The organism is Geodermatophilus tzadiensis, from assembly GCF_003002915.1.
GTDB classification, from domain to species: Bacteria; Actinomycetota; Actinomycetes; order Mycobacteriales; family Geodermatophilaceae; genus Geodermatophilus; species Geodermatophilus tzadiensis.
Map to the genome: position 1 here is coordinate 77551 of NZ_PVTG01000002.1, position 16393 is coordinate 93943.

The 16393-nt window shown below is 75.3% G+C and carries 19 protein-coding genes; 13 read left to right on the forward strand and 6 right to left on the reverse strand.

Annotated elements, in window-relative coordinates; translation table 11 throughout:
* The first annotated feature begins 37 nt into the window (after positions 1-37).
* The 6 genes from LY71_RS03375 to LY71_RS03400 all read left to right on the forward strand — a co-directional run bounded on the left by LY71_RS03375 (position 38) and on the right by LY71_RS03400 (position 5570).
* The gene (locus LY71_RS03375) at positions 38-961 is read left to right on the forward strand and encodes an ABC transporter permease (RefSeq protein WP_106275566.1); all 924 of its coding nucleotides are present in this window, start codon (positions 38-40) and stop codon (positions 959-961) included.
* Entirely contained in the window at positions 954-1925 is a 972-nt protein-coding gene (locus tag LY71_RS03380) for an ABC transporter permease (RefSeq protein WP_106275567.1), read from the forward strand. Before LY71_RS03375 ends, LY71_RS03380 begins: the two co-directional genes overlap by 8 nt.
* Positions 1922-2983, forward strand: coding sequence for an ABC transporter ATP-binding protein (locus LY71_RS03385; RefSeq protein WP_106275568.1), 1062 nt, complete (start codon positions 1922-1924; stop codon positions 2981-2983). Before LY71_RS03380 ends, LY71_RS03385 begins: the two co-directional genes overlap by 4 nt.
* Positions 2967-4085, forward strand: a complete 1119-nt coding sequence (locus LY71_RS03390) for an ABC transporter ATP-binding protein (RefSeq protein ID WP_106275569.1) — start codon at positions 2967-2969, stop codon at positions 4083-4085. The genes LY71_RS03385 and LY71_RS03390 overlap by 17 nt, the downstream gene beginning before the upstream one ends.
* 142 nt (positions 4086-4227) lie before the next feature.
* The gene (gene mshB, locus LY71_RS03395) at positions 4228-5121 is read left to right on the forward strand and encodes an N-acetyl-1-D-myo-inositol-2-amino-2-deoxy-alpha-D-glucopyranoside deacetylase (protein WP_106275570.1); all 894 of its coding nucleotides are present in this window, start codon (positions 4228-4230) and stop codon (positions 5119-5121) included.
* The gene (locus tag LY71_RS03400; RefSeq protein ID WP_106275571.1) at positions 5121-5570 is read left to right on the forward strand and encodes a hypothetical protein; all 450 of its coding nucleotides are present in this window, start codon (positions 5121-5123) and stop codon (positions 5568-5570) included. Before mshB ends, LY71_RS03400 begins: the two co-directional genes overlap by 1 nt.
* Here the strand turns inward: LY71_RS03400 and LY71_RS03405 are convergent.
* Positions 5498-6301 carry a GNAT family N-acetyltransferase gene (locus LY71_RS03405; RefSeq protein WP_106275572.1) on the reverse strand — a complete coding sequence of 268 codons (804 nt, stop codon included), beginning with the start codon at positions 6299-6301 and terminating at the stop codon, positions 5498-5500. The two genes, LY71_RS03400 and LY71_RS03405, sit on opposite strands and share 73 nt — an antisense overlap.
* Before the next feature lie 164 nt (positions 6302-6465).
* Here LY71_RS03405 and fdxA point away from each other — a divergent pair, with 164 nt between their 5' ends.
* On the forward strand, positions 6466-6792 hold the full coding sequence (fdxA, locus tag LY71_RS03410; RefSeq protein WP_029431665.1) for a ferredoxin: 327 nt from the start codon (positions 6466-6468) through the stop codon (positions 6790-6792).
* 32 nt (positions 6793-6824) lie between these two features.
* Positions 6825-7907 carry a succinyldiaminopimelate transaminase gene (dapC, locus tag LY71_RS03415; protein ID WP_281261583.1) on the forward strand — a complete coding sequence of 361 codons (1083 nt, stop codon included), beginning with the start codon at positions 6825-6827 and terminating at the stop codon, positions 7905-7907.
* A gap of 14 nt (positions 7908-7921) precedes the next feature.
* Here dapC and LY71_RS23300 read toward each other — a convergent pair whose 3' ends face one another.
* Positions 7922-8584: a hypothetical protein gene (locus LY71_RS23300; protein ID WP_170121199.1), complete on the reverse strand. Its 663-nt coding sequence runs from the start codon at positions 8582-8584 to the stop codon at positions 7922-7924.
* A gap of 161 nt (positions 8585-8745) precedes the next feature.
* Here LY71_RS23300 and LY71_RS03425 point away from each other — a divergent pair, with 161 nt between their 5' ends.
* Positions 8746-9843 (forward strand): alpha/beta fold hydrolase, encoded by a 1098-nt coding sequence (locus LY71_RS03425; protein WP_106275574.1) that lies wholly within the window; start codon positions 8746-8748, stop codon positions 9841-9843.
* Positions 9844-9883: 40 nt separating this feature from the next.
* Here the strand turns inward: LY71_RS03425 and LY71_RS03430 are convergent, their stop codons facing one another.
* Together LY71_RS03430 and dapD are read right to left on the reverse strand one after the other, a co-directional pair.
* Complete coding sequence (locus tag LY71_RS03430) at positions 9884-11254, reverse strand: TrpB-like pyridoxal phosphate-dependent enzyme (protein ID WP_106275575.1); 1371 nt, start codon at positions 11252-11254, stop codon at positions 9884-9886.
* A gap of 59 nt (positions 11255-11313) precedes the next feature.
* On the reverse strand, positions 11314-12291 hold the full coding sequence (gene dapD / locus LY71_RS03435) for a 2,3,4,5-tetrahydropyridine-2,6-dicarboxylate N-succinyltransferase (RefSeq protein WP_281261582.1): 978 nt from the start codon (positions 12289-12291) through the stop codon (positions 11314-11316).
* Positions 12292-12362: 71 nt separating this feature from the next.
* On the opposite strand from dapD, the gene dapE reads away from it, so the two are divergent.
* From dapE to LY71_RS03455, 4 genes are read left to right on the forward strand one after another with little or no spacing between them, the layout of a single operon-like run.
* Complete coding sequence (dapE, locus tag LY71_RS03440; protein ID WP_106275577.1) at positions 12363-13469, forward strand: succinyl-diaminopimelate desuccinylase; 1107 nt, start codon at positions 12363-12365, stop codon at positions 13467-13469.
* Positions 13466-14308, forward strand: a complete 843-nt coding sequence (locus LY71_RS03445) for an LOG family protein (protein WP_106275578.1) — start codon at positions 13466-13468, stop codon at positions 14306-14308. The genes dapE and LY71_RS03445 overlap by 4 nt, the downstream gene beginning before the upstream one ends.
* A gap of 8 nt (positions 14309-14316) precedes the next feature.
* Positions 14317-14733, forward strand: coding sequence for a DivIVA domain-containing protein (locus LY71_RS03450; protein WP_106275579.1), 417 nt, complete (start codon positions 14317-14319; stop codon positions 14731-14733).
* Complete coding sequence (locus tag LY71_RS03455; protein ID WP_106275580.1) at positions 14726-15190, forward strand: SRPBCC family protein; 465 nt, start codon at positions 14726-14728, stop codon at positions 15188-15190. Before LY71_RS03450 ends, LY71_RS03455 begins: the two co-directional genes overlap by 8 nt.
* Here LY71_RS03455 and LY71_RS03460 read toward each other — a convergent pair.
* Positions 15178-15894, reverse strand: a complete 717-nt coding sequence (locus LY71_RS03460) for a cytochrome c oxidase assembly protein (protein ID WP_106275581.1) — start codon at positions 15892-15894, stop codon at positions 15178-15180. The two genes, LY71_RS03455 and LY71_RS03460, sit on opposite strands and share 13 nt — an antisense overlap.
* Entirely contained in the window at positions 15891-16352 is a 462-nt protein-coding gene (locus LY71_RS03465; protein WP_211297124.1) for a DUF2243 domain-containing protein, read from the reverse strand. The genes LY71_RS03460 and LY71_RS03465 overlap by 4 nt, the downstream gene beginning before the upstream one ends.
* Positions 16353-16393: the final 41 nt, after the last annotated feature.

Sequence of the window (16393 nt, forward strand, 5' to 3'; positions counted from 1 at the left end):
CGTACGACCCGGCGGCGCACACACCCCGAGGGGGACCATGGGCCGCTACGTCGCGCGCCGCCTGCTGCTCACCATCCCGGTTCTGCTGGGCGCCTCGTTCCTGATCTTCGCGATGGTCTACGCCCTGCCGGGCGACCCCATCCGCGCCCTCGGCGGTGACCGCCCGATCTCGCCGGCCGTCGTCGCCGAGCTCCGTGAGAGGTTCCACCTCAACGACCCCCTGTACGTCCAGTACTGGGAGTACCTGAAGGGCCTGTTCTCCGGCGACCTGGGCACCGACTTCCGCGGCCGCCCGGTCCTGGACACCATCGAGCGCACGCTGCCGGTCACGATCAAGCTGGCCCTCGTCGCGATCGTCTTCGAGGCCGTCATCGGCCTCGTCGCCGGTGTCCTGGCCGGCATCCGGCGCAACAGCTTCTTCGACAACCTCGTCCTGGTGTCGACGACGCTCGTCGTGTCGATCCCGATCCTGGTGCTGGCCTTCTTCGCCCAGCTGCTGTTCGGCCTCAAGCTCGGGTGGTTCCCGATCGCCGGGACCAACGAGGGCCTCTACAGCTACCTCCTGCCGGGGTTGGTCCTCGCTTCCGGCTCGCTCGCCTACGTCGCCCGGCTCACCCGCACCAGCCTCGCGGAGAACCTCCGTGCCGACTACGTGCGGACCGCGCGGGCCAAGGGTCTGCCCAACCGGACGGTCATCGTCCGGCACACGCTGCGCAACAGCCTGATCCCGGTCGTCACCTACATCGGTGCCGACATCGGGACGCTGCTCGGCGGGGCCATCGTCACCGAGACGGTGTTCAACCTGCCCGGCATCGGCCGGGAGGTCTTCAACTCGATCCGCTCCCAGGAGGGCGCGGTCGTCGTCGGCATCGTCACCTTGATGGTGTTCTTCTTCATCTTCTTCAACCTGGTCGTCGACGTGCTCTACGCCGTCCTCGACCCGAGGATCCGCTATGACTGACCAGCAGCAGCTGGACCTGCGCAAGGACGCGGTCGAGGCCGGGACCACCACCGGCCTCGCCAGCCCGTCGGTCGACGTCACCAAGGAGCGGCAGAACAGCCTCTGGAGCGACGCCTGGGGCGACCTGCGGCGCAACCCCTTCTTCTGGATCGGCGCCGTCCTCGGCCTGGCCTTCCTGCTCATGGCCCTCGTCCCGCAGGTGTTCGCCCGCGGGGCCGACCCGCGCTCGTGCGACCTGGGGAACTCCCGGGCGCTGCCCTCCGCGCAGCACTGGTTCGGCTTCGACACGCAGGGCTGCGACTACCTGGCCAACGTCGTCTACGGCGCCCGCAACTCGCTGATCATCGGTGTGATCGCCGTGCTGGTCATCCTGCTGCTCGGCGTCGTCGTCGGGGCCCTCGCCGGCTACTACGGCGGGCTGACCGACGGGATCCTGGCCCGCATCGCGGACATCTTCTACGCGCTGCCGCTCATCCTCGGCGCGCTGGTGCTGCTGCGGGTCGGCCCCTCGACCGACATCCCGGTCATCAACTCCCGCGGGCCCGGCGCGGTGGCCATCGCGCTGGCGCTGTTCGGCTGGATGACGGCGATGCGGCTGGTCCGCTCCCAGGTCATCGCGGTGAAGGGCTCGGACTACGTGGCCGCGGCCCGCGCGATGGGGGCCTCGAGCCGCCGCATCCTGGTGCGGCACATCCTGCCCAACGCCGTCGCCCCGGTGCTGGTCTACGCGACCATCACCATCGGCGTGATCATCGCCGCGGAGGCGACGCTGACCTACCTCGGCGTCGGCCTGCAGCGGCCGGCGATCTCCTGGGGCCTGCAGATCGAGGCCGGGCAGGACTCCATCCGCACCGCCCCGCACCTGGTGCTGTTCCCCAGCCTGATCCTGACGATGACCGTGATGGCGTTCGTGATGATGGGTGACGCCCTGCGCGACGCCCTCGACCCGAGGCAGCGCGCATGACCAACCTGGACCTGACCAAGCCGACCGCGGAGCTCGCCGCGCAGGGCACGCCCCTGCTGGAGGTCGACGACCTGCGGGTGGAGTTCCGCACCCGCTCGGGCGTGGTGAACGCCGTCAACGGCATCAGCTACAGCCTCGGGGCGGGTGAGACGCTGGCCATCCTCGGTGAGTCCGGCTCGGGCAAGTCGGTCTCGGCCCAGGCGATCATGGGGATCCTCGAGACCCCGCCGGCGGTCATCAGCGGCGGCGGCATCTGGTTCCAGGGTCGCAACGTGCTGGAGATGTCGGCCGAGGACCAGCGCACGATCCGCGGCCCGGGCATCTCGATGATCTTCCAGGACGCGCTGTCGTCGCTGAACCCCGTGTACAGCGTCGGGTTCCAGATCGGCGAGATGTTCCGCGCCCACCGCGGGCTGTCGAAGAAGGCCGCGCGCGCGAAGGCCGTCGAGCTGATGGACCGGGTGCGCATCCCGGCCGCCGCCCGCCGCGTCGACGACTACCCGCACCAGTTCTCCGGCGGCATGCGCCAGCGCGTCATGATCGCCATGGCGATCGCGCTCGACCCGCGGATCCTCATCGCCGACGAGCCGACCACCGCCCTCGACGTGACCGTGCAGGCGCAGGTCATGGACCTGCTCAAGGACCTGCAGCAGGAGACCGGGATGGGGCTGATCCTCATCACCCACGATCTGGGCGTGGTCAACGAGGTCGCCGACAACGTCGCGGTCATGTACGCCGGCGAGATCGTCGAGCGGGGCACCGTCGACGACGTCTTCGGCCGCCCCTCCCACCCCTACACCGAGGGCCTGATGAGCTCGGTGCCGCAGGTGGAGGCCAAGGGCGGCCGGCTGCGGCCGATCGCCGGCCAGCCGCCGAACCTGGCCCGCATCCCCAGCGGCTGTCCGTTCCACCCGCGCTGCGCCCGCCGCCGGCTGGGCGCCGAGGCCGCCCCTGGCCGCGACTGCGCCACCGACGTCCCGCCGCTGCGGCTGGTCGTCCCCGGGCGCGAGGCCGCGTGCCACTACAGCGAGGAGGTGCTCGGTGTCCGAGCCCCGTGAGCACGGCGCGACCGCCGCGTCGTCCCTGTCGGCGTCCACGCCGGCAGCCCCGTCCCTGAGCAAGCCGGCCGGCTCCGGCGCGCGCGGCGCGATGGGGGAGACGCTGCTCGAGGTCCGCGGGCTGCAGAAGCACTTCCCGCTGACCCAGGGCATCGTCTTCAAGCGCACGATCGGCCACGTCCGCGCCGTCGACGGGGTCGACCTGACCCTGCGGCGCGGCGAGACCGTCGGCCTGGTCGGCGAGTCCGGCTGCGGCAAGTCGACGGTGTCGAAGCTGATCGTCGCGCTGGAGCGGCCCACCGCCGGGTCGATCCTCTACAAGGGCAAGGACGTCGCCCGCATGGGCGGCCGCGCGCTGAAGGAGTACCGGCGCGAGGTCCAGATCATCTTCCAGGACCCCTACGCCTCGCTGAACCCGCGGATGACCGTCGGCGACATCGTCGCCGAGGGCTGGGCGGTGCACGCCGACGCCGCGCCGAGGAAGGGCCGGCTCAAGCGCACCCAGGAGCTGCTCGACCGCGTCGGCCTCAACCCCGACTACGTCAACCGCTACCCGCACCAGTTCTCCGGCGGTCAGCGGCAGCGCATCGGCATCGCCCGCGCGCTGGCGCTGCAGCCGGAGGTCATCGTCTGCGACGAGCCGGTGTCGGCCCTCGACGTCTCGGTGCAGGCGCAGGTGGTCAACCTGCTCGAGGACCTGCAGGACGAGTTCGGCCTGTCCTACCTGTTCATCGCGCACGACCTGTCGGTGGTGCGGCACATCTCCGACCGGGTCGCGGTGATGTACCTGGGCAGCATCGTGGAGGAGGGCACCGACGAGCAGGTCTACGCCTCGCCGTCGCACCCCTACACGCAGGCGCTGCTGTCGTCGGTGCCGCTGCACGAGCCGCACCTGCGCGGGCAGAAGGACCGCATCCTGCTGCAGGGCGACGTCCCGAGCCCGGCCGACCCGCCCTCGGGCTGCCGCTTCCGCACCCGCTGCTGGAAGGCGCAGGACGTCTGTGCCCAGGAGGCCCCGGCGCTGGTCGACCGTGGCCAGGGGCACCCGAGCGCCTGCCACTTCGCCGAGGCCCGGATGGTCGTCCCGGTCGACGTCGAGTAGGCCCGGCGACGATCAGGTGACCTGATCCCGGCGCGTCCTCCCTCACGGTGCACGGTGGGGGAGGACGCGTCGCGGTGGGGGAGGACGCCGTCCCGCCCGCCGGCCGACGACCCGCCCCCGGGGTCGGGGATGATGGGTCCTCGTGACCGCCGACCGCCGGATGCTGCTGGTGCACGCCCACCCCGACGACGAGACGATCAACAACGGCGCGACGATGGCGCGCTACGTCGCCGAGGGGACCCAGGTCACCCTGCTGACCTGCACGCTGGGCGAGGAGGGCGAGGTCCTCGTCCCCGAGCTCGAGCTGCTCGCCGTGGACCACGCCGACCAGCTGGGCGGGTACCGGATCGCCGAGCTGCGGGCGGCGATGGAGGCCCTCGGGGTGACCGACTGGCGCTTCCTCGGCGGACCGGGCCGCTACCGCGACTCCGGGATGATGGGGACGCCGGCCAACGACGAGCCCCGGGCCTTCTGGCGGGCCGACCTCGACGAGGCGGTGGCGCACGCGGTCGCCGTCGTCCGGGAGGTGCGGCCGCAGGTCGTGGTCACCTACGACGAGAACGGCGGCTACGGCCACCCCGACCACATCCAGGCCCACCGGGTGGCCATGGCCGCCGTCGACCGGGCCGCCGACCCCGGCTACCGCCCCGACCTGGGCGAGCCGTGGGACGTCGCCAAGGTCTACTGGTGCTGCGTGCCGCGCTCGGTGCTGCGGGAGGGTCTCGACGCCCTGGCGGCGCTGGGCGAGGACTCGCCCTTCGCGCAGCTCGGCGAGGTCGACGACGTCCCGTTCGCCGTCCCCGACGAGCTGGTCACCGCCGCCGTCGACGGCCGCGCGCACGCCGGCCGCAAGGACGCCGCCATGCGCGCGCACGCCACCCAGATCACCGTCGACGGGCCGTTCTTCGCGCTGTCGAACAACCTCGGCCAGCAGGTGCTCGGCGTCGAGCACTACCGGCTGGTCCGTGGCGAGCGGGGGCCCGCGGGCGAGGCGCCGCACGGGTGGGAGGACGACCTGTTCGCCGGCCTCTCCTGATGCGGGCCGTCGACCGCGCGCTGGCCGGCACCGGGGTGGTCCTCGTCGCCGGGTGGCTGGCGGTGGTGGAGGTCTTCTGGCTGCCGCTGCGGGTGGCCGGCGTGCTGGTGCCGCTGTCGGTGCTGCTCGCCGTCGTGGGCAACCTGGTGCTCGTGGCCGGCGCGCACCGGCTGACCGGGTCGCGGGCGGTGGCGGTGCTCCCGGCGCTCACCTGGCTGGCGGTGGCCCTCGCGGCGACCGCCCGCCGTCCCGAGGGGGACCTGGTCGCCGTCGGCACCGGCGGGCTGGGGGCGGTGACCCTCGCCTTCCTGGGCCTGGGCGTGCTGGCCGCGGCGTTCGCCGTCGGCCGTGTCCTGGGCGCACGCCCGGCCGGCGGTCAGGTCCTCGGGTCGCCGTCCGCCGCCGGGACACCGCCCGCCCGCCGGTCCGAGGACGGCGCCCACCGGTAGTGGTAGCGGTGGTGCTCGACGAACCCCGACCGGCGGTAGAGCGCCCGCGCCGCGTCGTTGGTGGCGGTCACCTGCAGGTACACCCAGTGCGCGCCCTCCCCGGCGCCCCAGCGGGCGAGCGCGGCCATGAGGGCCGAGGCCAGCCCGCGGCGCCGGTGTCCCTCGGCCACGGTCACCGCGGTGACGCCGAGCCAGTCGTCGGTTCCCACGCCGCGGGCGACGGCGACCGGCGGTGCGGGCGCGGGGGCCTGGCGGACCGCGGCGAAGACGACCCGCGGCGCGCGGGTGAGCACCGCGCGGACGGTGCGGGCGTCGGCCCGGTCCAGGTAGCCGGACGCCGTCAGCCAGCCGTCGTCGGGCGTGCCGGTCAGCTCCACCGGGACGCCGTCGGCAGCGGCGGGCACCAGCGGCGCGGTGAGGACCAGGACGTCCTCGTCGCGCGGCCACCCCGCGGCGGCGAAGGCCGCGTCGGCCCGCCGGGAGCGCACGCCGGCCAGCTGGGCGCCGGGCCGCAGCCCCCGGGCGGCGTACCAGCCGGCGACGGCGTCGACCGCCTCCGGCAGCGCCCGGCCGGGGTCACCGGCGACCAGCGCGGTGTTGGCCCGCCCGGTGAACCCGCCCGCGGCGCGCAGCAGCCAGTCGCCCAGCGGCTCCTCCTCGGCGGCCCGCCAGCCGCGCGCGGCCAGTCGTTCCAGGTCGGCGACGCCCAGGGGTGATCGGCTCTGTCCCACGGCGGTCGATCCTGCGCCCCGCGGCGGAGCCCCGCCCCGACGGGGGCACGCGGGTCCACCCGTCGCGTTTGGCGGGGCACGACGGGGCCATACTGGTCGGCAGACACGCGCGAGACCCGGCGGCGAGCCGGTCCGCTGCTCCGCACGTCCCCGGGAGGACCCCCGTGACCTACGTGATCACCCAGGCCTGCGTCGACGTCCTCGACAAGGCGTGCATCGACGAGTGCCCGGTGGACTGCATCTACGAGGGCGACCGGATGCTCTACATCCACCCCGACGAGTGCGTCGACTGCGGTGCCTGCGAGCCGGTGTGCCCGGTGGAGGCCATCTACTACGAGGACGACGTCCCGGACAAGTGGAAGGACTTCTACAACGCCAACGTGGAGTTCTTCTCCGACCTGGGCAGCCCCGGCGGCGCGGCCAAGACCGGCAAGGTCGGCAGGGACCACCCGCTGGTCGCCGCCCTGCCGCCGCAGGGTGAGGGCCACTGACCGCCACCACTCCGGGGACGGCGGCCGGCCGGCTGCCGGACTTCCCCTGGGACAGCCTGGAGGCCGCCCGGACCCGCGCCGCGCGGCACCCCGGCGGCCTGGTCGACCTGTCCATCGGGACGCCGGTCGACCCGACGCCCGAGCTGCTGCGCGGCGCGCTGGCCGCGGCGGGGGACTCCCCGGGCTACCCGACGGCGCTGGGCACCCGCGCGCTGCGTGAGGCGGCCGCGGGCTGGCTGCAGCGCCGGCTGGGTGTGACCGTGGCCGACCCGTTCGCGGCCGACCCGTCGGTGGTCCCCACGATCGGCTCCAAGGAGCAGGTGGCGCTGCTGCCCACGCTGCTCGGGCTGCGCGAGGGCACGGTGCTCATCCCGGAGGTCGCCTACCCCACCTACGAGGTGGGCGCGGTGCTGTCCGGGCTGGCGGTGCGCCGCACCGACACGCCGCCCGACGACGCCGCCGGGGTCGTCCTGGTCTGGTTGAACTCGCCGGGCAACCCGCACGGCCGGGTGCTCTCCGACGAGCAGCTGCGCGGCTGGGTGACGTGGGGCCGGGCGCACGGCGTGCCGGTGGTCGCCGACGAGTGCTACGCCACCCTCGGCTGGGACGTGCAGCCGCGCTCGCTGCTGCACCCCGCCGTGGCCGGCGACGACCACACCGGCCTGCTGGCGGTGCACTCGCTGTCCAAGCAGTCGACGGCGGCCGGCTACCGCGCCGGGCTGCTCTCCGGCGACCCCGCGCTGGTCCGGCGGGTGTGGGAGGTGCGCCGGCACCTGGGGCTGCTGGTGCCCGGGCCGGTGCAGGCGGCGATGGCCGCGGCGCTGGCCGACGACGCGCACGTCGACGCGCAGCGCGAGCGCTACCGGTCCCGCCGCGAGCGGCTCTCCGCCGCGGTCCGGGCCTCCGGCGCGCGCATCGACCACTCCGAGGCGGGCCTCTACCTGTGGGTCACCCGCGACGAGGACTGCTGGGCGACCATCGACTGGCTGGCCGGCCTCGGCGTCGTCGCCGCGCCCGGCTCCTTCTACGGCCCGGCCGGCGCCCGGCACGTGCGGATGGCGCTGACGGCCACCGACGAGCGGATCGACGCGGCCGCCGAGCGCCTGACCGCCTGAGCCGCCGCGGCCGGTCAGCCGCAGGCGCGGGTGAAGTCGTCCGAGCGCAGCGCCGCCGTCAGCGAGTGGGCGAAGCCGTCCCACCGCTGGTACGCGCGCGGGAACGCCGAGCGCTGCACGCTGTCGGCGACGACGGTGAGCTCGCCGGACTCCCAGCCCGGGACCCGCACCAGGCGGTCGTAGAACTGGCCGGCGGCGTAGACGGGGTCCTGCACCTGCTCGGGCGTGCCCCAGCCCTGCGAGGGCCGCTGCTGGAACAGGCCGAGGGAGTCGCGGTCGCCGTAGGGCAGGTTGCGCAGCGTCGACTCCTGCATCGCCGTGGCCAGCGCGACGACCACGGCCCGCTCGGGCAGGCCGCGGTCGTAGCCGACCTGCGCGATCGTGCGCGCGTTGGCGACCTGCTCGCCGGAGAGCTCCACCCCGGTCTCGGGCACGGTGCACTCCGCCGTGGCCAGCGGCACCTCGCGCTCCTCGGCGTCGGCGGTGACCGCGACGAGCACGACCACCGCGAGCACCGCCGTCAGCCAGCCCCAGGACGCCAGGCGGCGCCGCAGCCCGGGCCGCCGGGCGGGCGGACGGGCGCTCGGCCTGCGTGCCGGGGGCTTGCGGGCGGGCGGCCGGCGAGCGGACGTCGTCCGGCGGGCCGCGGGGCGGGTGCCGGTCCGTGCGCTCGTCATCGCCGCCGAGGGTAGGTGTCGCCCCTGGCAGGAGCCTGGACGTCGGGGGTGCCGGTGGTGCGCCTGGGACGGCCGCGCCGCTGTCGCCGGGAGGGGCCGACCGCTAGCGTGTGCGGGCTCCCGTCCCCTCGTGCGGCTGTGGCCGCCGTCCAGGAGGTTCCGTGCCCGACGTCCTGCTCCCCGGGATCACCGCCACCCGGGTGCCCACCGCGCGGCTCGTCCAGAACGTGCTGCACCCCGAGGGCACCGACCCGGCCGGGCCCGGCGAGGCGGTGCTGTTCGTGCACGGCAACGTCAGCTCGGCGCTGTTCTGGCAGCAGCAGCTGCTGACCGTGCAGGAGACCGGCCGGCACCGGGCGCTCGCGGTCGACCTGCGCGGCTACGGCGACACCGACCCGCTGCCGGTCGACGCCCGCCGGGGGGTGCGCGACTGGGCCGACGACCTCGGCGCGCTGCTCGACGCGCTCGGCCTCGACCGGGTGCACCTGGTCGGCTGGAGCATGGGCGCCGGCGTCGTCCTGCAGCTGCTGCTCGACGACCCCGGCCGGGTGGCCTCGGTGGCCCTGCAGGCGCCCATCGCCCCCTACGGCTTCGGCGGCACCGCCGGGCCGGAGGGACGGCGGCTGTCCGACGACGGCGCGGGCTCGGGCGCCGGTGCGGCCAACCCGGAGTTCGTCGCCGCGATCGCCGCCGGGGACACGGGGGACGCCGCGCCGACCAGCCCGCGGTCGATCCTGCGCGCCTTCTACGTCGCCCCGGGCTCCCTGCCGCTGGACCCCGCGCTGGAGGACGTGTACGTCGCCTCGATGCTGTCGACCCGCACCGGCGAGGACCACTACCCGGGCGACAGCGTGCCCAGCGGCACCTGGCCGGGGACGGCACCGGGGCAGCGCGGCGTGCTCAACACGATGGCGCCGACGGTGTTCGACGTCTCCGGCCTCGCCGACCTGCCGGTCCGGCCGCCGGTGCTGTGGATCCGCGGCGACGCCGACGCGATCGTCTCCGACACGTCGGCCTTCGACCTGGCCTTCCTCGGCCAGCTCGGCGCGGTGCCGGGCTGGCCCGGCGCGGAGGTGTGCCCGCCGCAGCCGATGGTGGCCCAGACCCGCGCGGTGCTCGACCGCTACGCCGCGGCCGGCGGGACCTACCGCGAGGTGGTGCTCCCCGGCGTGGGCCACTCGCCGCACGTGGAGCGCCCGCAGGAGTTCGCCGTCGCGCTGCTGGAGCACCTCGCCGTCCCGACGCCGTCCGGGGCCTAGGGAGCCGCGCCCCGTCCTCCGCGGTCGTCCGTCCCGGCCCTCACGGCGTGGGGACCGACGGCAGACCGGCGAGGGACGGGGCGAGCCGCTCCTCGGTCACGTCCTCGTCGACCATCCGCCCGGACAGGTAGGCGTCGTAGGCGGCCAGGTCGAGGTGGCCGTGGCCGCACAGGGCCGTGACGATGACCTTCTCCTCGCCGGACTCCCTGCAGGCCAGGGCCTCGCGGATGCAGGCGGCGAGGGCGTGCGTCGGTTCCGGTGCCGGGACGATGCCCTCGGTCCGGGCGAACCGGACGGCGGCCGCGAAGCACTCGGTCTGCGGCAGCGCGAGGGCCTCCACCAGACCCAGCTCGTACACGTGGCTCATCAGCGGGGACATCCCGTGGTAGCGCAGCCCCCCGGCGTGGATGGGGTCCGGGACGAAGCCGTGGCCCAGCGTGTGCATCTTCATCAGCGGGGTCAGGCCGGCGGTGTCCCCGAAGTCGTAGGCGTAGACCCCGCGGGTCAGCGAGGGGCAGGAGACCGGCTCGACGGCGCGGATGACCGGCGACATCCGCCCGGCCAGCTTCTCCCGCAGGAACGGGAAGGTCAGCCCACCGAAGTTGGACCCACCCCCGGTGCAGCCGACGATGACGTCGGGGACCTCCTCGACCGCGGCGAGCTGCAGCAGCGTCTCCTCGCCGATCACCGTCTGGTGCAGCAGGACGTGGTTGAGGACGCTGCCGAGCGCGTAGCGGGTCTCCGGGTCCCCGGCGGCGACCTCCACCGCCTCGCTGATCGCGATGCCCAGGGACCCGGGGTGCTGCGGGTCCTCGGCGCGGACGCCCCGGCCCGCCCGGGTGAGGTCCGACGGCGAGCGGTGCACCCGGGCGCCGAAGGTCTCCATCATCGTGCGCCGGTAGGGCTTCTGGTCGTAGGAGGCGCCGACCTGCCACACCTCGCACTCGAGGTCGAACAGGCCGCTGGCGAAAGCCAGGGCGGTGCCCCACTGGCCGGCGCCGGTCTCGGTGGTCAGCCTCCGCGCCCCGGCCCGCGCGTTGTAGAAGGCCTGCGGCACCGCCGTGTTGGGCTTGTGCGACCCGGCCGGTGAGACGCCCTCGTACTTGTAGTAGATCCGGGCGGGGGTGCCGAGCGCCCGCTCCAGCCGGTGGGCGCGGTAGAGGGGCGAGGGCCGCCACAGCCGGTAGACGTCGAGGACCTCGCCGGGGATGTCCACGAACCGCTCGGTGCTGACCTCCTGGGCGATGAGGTCGTCGGGGAACAGCGGCGCGAGGTCGTCGGGCCCGATCGGCTGCAGGGTCCCCGGGTGCAGGGGTGGCGGCGGCGGGCCGGGCAGGTCGGGGACGACGTTGTACCACTGCGTCGGCAGCTGCGACTCGTCGAGCAGGATCTTGTGCGGAAGGCCGGCCATGCCGTCTCCTCGGACTCCGTCCGCCAGGGTCGCGGCGAGCCTAGTGCCGGACCTGCGGGTCAGGTGTTGGCGTGCAGCGCGGCGTTGAGCTCGCCCCAGGTGCCGGTGCGCGGCAGGGCCTCCAGCGCCCCGGTGACGCTGTTGCGGCGGAACAGCAGCCCGCTGCGCCCGGACAGCTCGCGGCCCTTGACCACCGAGCCGTCGGGCAGCGTGATCCGCGAGCCGGCGGTGACGTAGCAGCCGGCCTCGACCACGCAGTCGTCGCCGAGCGAGATGCCGATGCCGGAGTTGGCCCCCAGCAGGCAGCCGGTGCCGATCGAGACGACCTCCTTGCCGCCGCCGGAGAGCGTGCCCATGATCGACGCGCTGCCGCCGACGTCGCTGTCGGCGCCGACGACGACGCCCGCGCTGATCCGGCCCTCGACCATCGAGGGGCCCAGGGTGCCGGCGTTGTAGTTGACGAAGCCCTCGTGCATGACCGTCGTCCCCTCGGCCAGGTGGGCGCCCAGCCGCACCCGGTCGGCGTCGGCGACGCGCACGCCGGAGGGCAGCACGTAGTCGACCATCCGCGGGAACTTGTCCACCGACAGCACGGTCAGGTGCCCGTGCGCCGCGCGCAGCGACGCCCGCCGGGCGGGGGTCAGCTCCGTGGCCAGCACCGGGCCGGCGCTGGTCCACGCCACGTTGGCGAGCAGGCCGAAGACGCCGTCGAGGTCGACCCCGTGCGGGCGGACCAGGCGGTGCGAGATCAGGTGCAGCCGCAGGTAGACGTCGTGCGCGTCGGCCGGCGGCGCGTCGAGGTCGGCGATCGTCGTCCGGACGCCGACCACCTGCACGCCGCGGACGTCGTCGGTGCGCACCAGGCCGGAGAACTCGGGGCCGAGCTCGCCCTCCAGCTCGAGGGTGCCCAGCTGCCGCGTGCCGGCCGGCCCGTCGGCGCCGAGCGCGGGGGAGGGGTACCAGGTGTCGAGCACGGTCCCGGAGGCGGTGACGGTCGCGAGACCGGCGGCGACGGCGGAGCGGGCGGGGGCGGTCACGGGCACCGACGGTACCGAGGTCGGCGCGCTGGGACGGCCGGTGGGGGAGCCCGGACGTAGGCTCGGTGCCCGTGAGCGCCCCGCCCGACCTGGACCTCTCCGCCGACGTGCTCACCCTCACCCGGGCGCTGGTGGACACCCCCTCGGTCTCCGGCGACGAGCGCGCGCTGGCCGACGCCGTGGAGGCCGCGCTGCGGGCACTCGGCGGCCTGGAGGTGGAGCGGGTCGGCGACACCGTGCTGGCGCGCACGGACCTCGGCCGCGACACCCGCGTCGTCCTCGCCGGGCACCTCGACACCGTGCCGATCGCCGACAACGTGCCCAGCCGGCTCGAGGACGGGCGGGTGTTCGGCTGCGGCACCAGCGACATGAAGTCCGGCGACGCGGTGATGCTGCGGCTGGCCGGCCGCTTCGGCGTCCCCGGCGCCGCGCCCGTGCACGACCTGACGTTCGTCTTCTACGACAACGAGGAGGTCGAGTCGGTCAGGAGCGGCCTGGGCCGGGTGGTCCGGGAGCGGCGCGGCTGGCTCTACGGCGACCTCGCCGTCCTGCTCGAGCCCACCGACGGGGAGATCGAGGCCGGCTGCCAGGGCACGCTGCGCGCCCGGCTGGAGACCCGGGGACGGCGCGCGCACAGCGCCCGCAGCTGGCTGGGCGTCAACGCCGTCCACGGGCTGGCCGGGGCGCTGGCCGCGCTGGCGGCCTACCGGCCGCGCGAGGTGGACATCGACGGCTGCCACTACCGCGAGGGCCTCAACGCCGTCGGCATCTCCGGGGGCGTGGCCGGCAACGTCGTCCCCGACGAGGCCGCGCTGACGGTCAACTTCCGCTACGCGCCCGACCGCGACGAGGACGCCGCCGAGGCGCACGTCCGCGAGGTGTTCGCCGAGGCGATCGCCGCCGGTGCCACGCTGACGGTCACCGACAACGCCGGCGGCGCGTTGCCGGGGCTCACCGAGCCCGCGGCCGCGGCGTTCGTCGCCGCCGTCGGCCGCCCGGCCCGGGCCAAGCTCGGCTGGACCGACGTGGCCCGCTTCGCCGCACTCGGCATCCCGGCGGTCAACTACGGCCCCGGCGACCCGCAGCTGGCGCACACCCGCGAGGAGTCGGTGCTGGTCGAGCGCCTGCAGCCGGCCGAGGACGCCCTGACCGCCTACCTGTCCGGAGACCGCGCATGACGACCACCCCACCGCCCGACGGCGCCCGCAGGCCCCGCCCGACGCGCCACCGCGGCCCGGTGGTGCTGCGCGGCGGCGAGCCCGACTCGCAGACCGTCGGGACGACGACCGACCAGCGGCTGCTCGACCGGCGCGGGCCCACCGACTGGGTGCACACCGACCCGTGGCGCGTCCTGCGCATCCAGTCCGAGTTCGTCGAGGGCTTCGGCCTGCTCGCCGAGCTGCCCCGGGCGGTCAGCGTCTTCGGCAGCGCGCGCACGAAGCCCGACCACCCCCACTACGAGGCCGGTGTGCGGATCGGCGCGGCGCTGGCCCGCGCCGGCTACGCGGTCATCACCGGCGGGGGGCCGGGCGCGATGGAGGCGGCCAACCGCGGCGCCCACGAGGCCGGTGGGCTCTCGGTGGGCCTGGGCATCGAACTGCCGTTCGAGCAGGAGCTCAACGAGTGGGTCGACGTCGGCATCAGCTTCCGCTACTTCTTCGTCCGCAAGACGATGTTCGTGAAGTACGCGCAGGCCTTCGTCATCCTCCCCGGCGGCTTCGGCACCCTCGACGAGCTGTTCGAGGCGCTGACCCTGGTGCAGACCCGCAAGGTGACCCGCTTCCCCGTCGTCCTGTTCGGCACCGCGTACTGGTCGGGGCTGGTCGAGTGGATCCGCGGCGCGCTGCTGGAGTCCGGCACGATCAGCCCCGGAGACCTCGACCTGTTCACCGTCACCGACGACGTCGACGAGGTGCTCGCGCTGATCAAGGAGGCCGAGGCCGCCGGCGCGAACGGTGGCGGCGGGGGCGGCATGCGGGCGCCGCTGTCCGGGCCGGTCGAGCCGGTCGAGGGCTGAGGACGCCGGTGCTGTCCCTCCTCGTCGGGCTGGCCGCGGTCGCCGTCGTCGGAGCGCTGCTGTTCCTCGGCGGGTCGGTGCTGCTCGGCCGCGGGGAGACCCAACCGCCGGCCGACCTCGACCGCTCGCCGGTGGAGCTGCCCGAGGACCGCCCGGTGACCGGCGCCGACGTGCGGGCGCTGCAGATCTCCGTGGCCGTGCGCGGCTACCGGATGACCGAGGTCGACTGGCTGCTCGAGCAGCTCGCCCAGACGATCGAGGAGCGCGACGAGGTCATCGCGGCGCTGCGGGCCGAGGGCGAGCGGCCGGGACGGGCCGCCGACGCCGCCACCGACCCCGGGCTGACCCTGCCGCCGGCGCCGGCGCAGGACGGGACCGCCGCGGCGGAGGACACGGGCACGCGGGAGGCGCGCAGCGATGCCTGAACTGGTGCTGCCGGTGCACGTGGAGGCGCCGCCGGAGCGGGTGTGGGCCGCGCTCACCGACTGGCGCGGCCAGGGGCGGTGGATGCCGGCGACCGACGTCGAGGTGGTCACCGCCGCGGAGCAGGGCGTCGGCGTGCGGCTGGCCGCGCGGACCGGCGTCCCGCTGCCGTGGCGGCGCGGCCGGCACCTCGGCGTGCTCGACACGATGGTGGTCACCGAGTGGGACCCGCCGCGGCGGGTGGTCGTCCAGCACACCGGCCGGATCGTGCGCGGTCCGGGCATCTTCGAGCTCACGCCCGCCGGGGGCGGCACCGACCTGGTCCTGACCGAACGGTGGTACCCGCCCTTCGGCCTGCTGGGCCGGGCCGGCTGGCCGCTGGCGCGCCCGTTCGTCGTCGTGGGCTTCCGGGTCGCGCTGCGCCGGTTCGCCCGGTTCGCCCGCACCTATCCCGGCTGAGCGGCCGCCCGGACGGCGTCGCGGCTGACGTACCAGCGCCGCCACAGCAGCGCCGCCGTGACCAGGGTGACTACGGTGCCGCCGTCGTACATGAGCCGCGCGCCCTGCTCGGCGCCGACGGTGCCCGCGGGCGGGGCGGCGTAGAGGACCTTGGCCAGGACGTCGTGCGCGGCCGCCCCGCCGGCCAGCGACAGCGCGCGTACGGCCACAGGCCGGCGGTGCGGCGCCGGGTCGACGGCGAGCACCGCCGCGGTGGCGAGGTACCCGCTGGACAGCACGTGCAGCCAGACGAGTGCGGCCAGGCCGGGTCGGTGCGCGACTGCTGTGTGCAGCCCGGTGCCGTAGAGCAGCCACAGCCCGGCGGCGTTGAGCGGGACGGCGACCAGTGGGTCGGCCAGCCACCGGGCGGGCGCGGTGCGCAGCAGCCGGGACAGCCGGCGCGCGGCCGGCGGCGGCAGGGCGCGCAGCGCGAGGGTGACCGGGGCGGCGAGCACGAGCAGCAGCGGCGCCACCATGCCGAGCAGCAGGTGCCCGGCCATGTGCGCGTGCAGGTCGGCGTGCGCCCGCAGCGGGCCGGCGACGGCGACCCCGGCGGCGGCCAGGCCGGCCAGCCAGGCCGCGGTGCGGGCCAGCGGCCAGGGACTGCGGCACCGCCAGGTGGCGGCCACGTACGCCGCGCCGGCGGCCAGCAGGAGGACGGTCACCGCGCGGGTTCGGTGCGGGCCCGCCGCAGCAGCACGACCCCGGCGGCGAGCAGGAGCGCCCCCGGCAGCACCCAGCCGACGTCGTAGCCGGTCAGGTCGACGCCGTAGCGCACCTGGTGCAGGCGCAGCAGCTTGTGGTGCACCAGGCCGTCCCACACCTGGAAGGCGCCGGCGCCGGTGAGCACCGCGCCCCACCACAGCGGCGGGGCGAACCGGCCGCGGCGGCGGGCGTCGGCGAACAGCGCCATGCCCGCGACGGCGGCGGAGAAGGTGCCCGCGTGCAGCAGCCCGTCGGAGACCAGCCCCGCCGCGCCGCTGGCCCGGTCGTAGAAGTGGTGCCAGTGCAGCAGCTGGTGGAACACGATCTCGTCGACCGCGCCCGCCGTCCCCAGGCCCAGCAGCAGGCCCGAGACCAGCAGCCGTCGCCGGGCCGCGGGTCGCGTCGGTGCGTCGGACACCCGGGCCTCCCGTCGTCGCGTCCCCGGACGCTGCCCGGCGG

What these genes read in the sequence shown, in the direction of transcription:
- LY71_RS03455 (WP_106275580.1), top strand. Translation starts at nt 14,726, where the DNA reads ATGCCTGAACTGGTGCTGCCGGTGCACGTGGAGGCGCCGCCGGAGCGG.
- LY71_RS03400 (WP_106275571.1), top strand. Translation starts at nt 5,121, where the DNA reads ATGCGGGCCGTCGACCGCGCGCTGGCCGGCACCGGGGTGGTCCTCGTC.
- LY71_RS03380 (WP_106275567.1), top strand. Translation starts at nt 954, where the DNA reads ATGACTGACCAGCAGCAGCTGGACCTGCGCAAGGACGCGGTCGAGGCC.
- LY71_RS23300 (WP_170121199.1), bottom strand. Translation starts at nt 8,584, where the DNA reads ATGACGAGCGCACGGACCGGCACCCGCCCCGCGGCCCGCCGGACGACG.
- LY71_RS03385 (WP_106275568.1), top strand. Translation starts at nt 1,922, where the DNA reads ATGACCAACCTGGACCTGACCAAGCCGACCGCGGAGCTCGCCGCGCAG.
- LY71_RS03445 (WP_106275578.1), top strand. Translation starts at nt 13,466, where the DNA reads ATGACGACCACCCCACCGCCCGACGGCGCCCGCAGGCCCCGCCCGACG.
- LY71_RS03430 (WP_106275575.1), bottom strand. Translation starts at nt 11,254, where the DNA reads ATGGCCGGCCTTCCGCACAAGATCCTGCTCGACGAGTCGCAGCTGCCG.
- LY71_RS03375 (WP_106275566.1), top strand. Translation starts at nt 38, where the DNA reads ATGGGCCGCTACGTCGCGCGCCGCCTGCTGCTCACCATCCCGGTTCTG.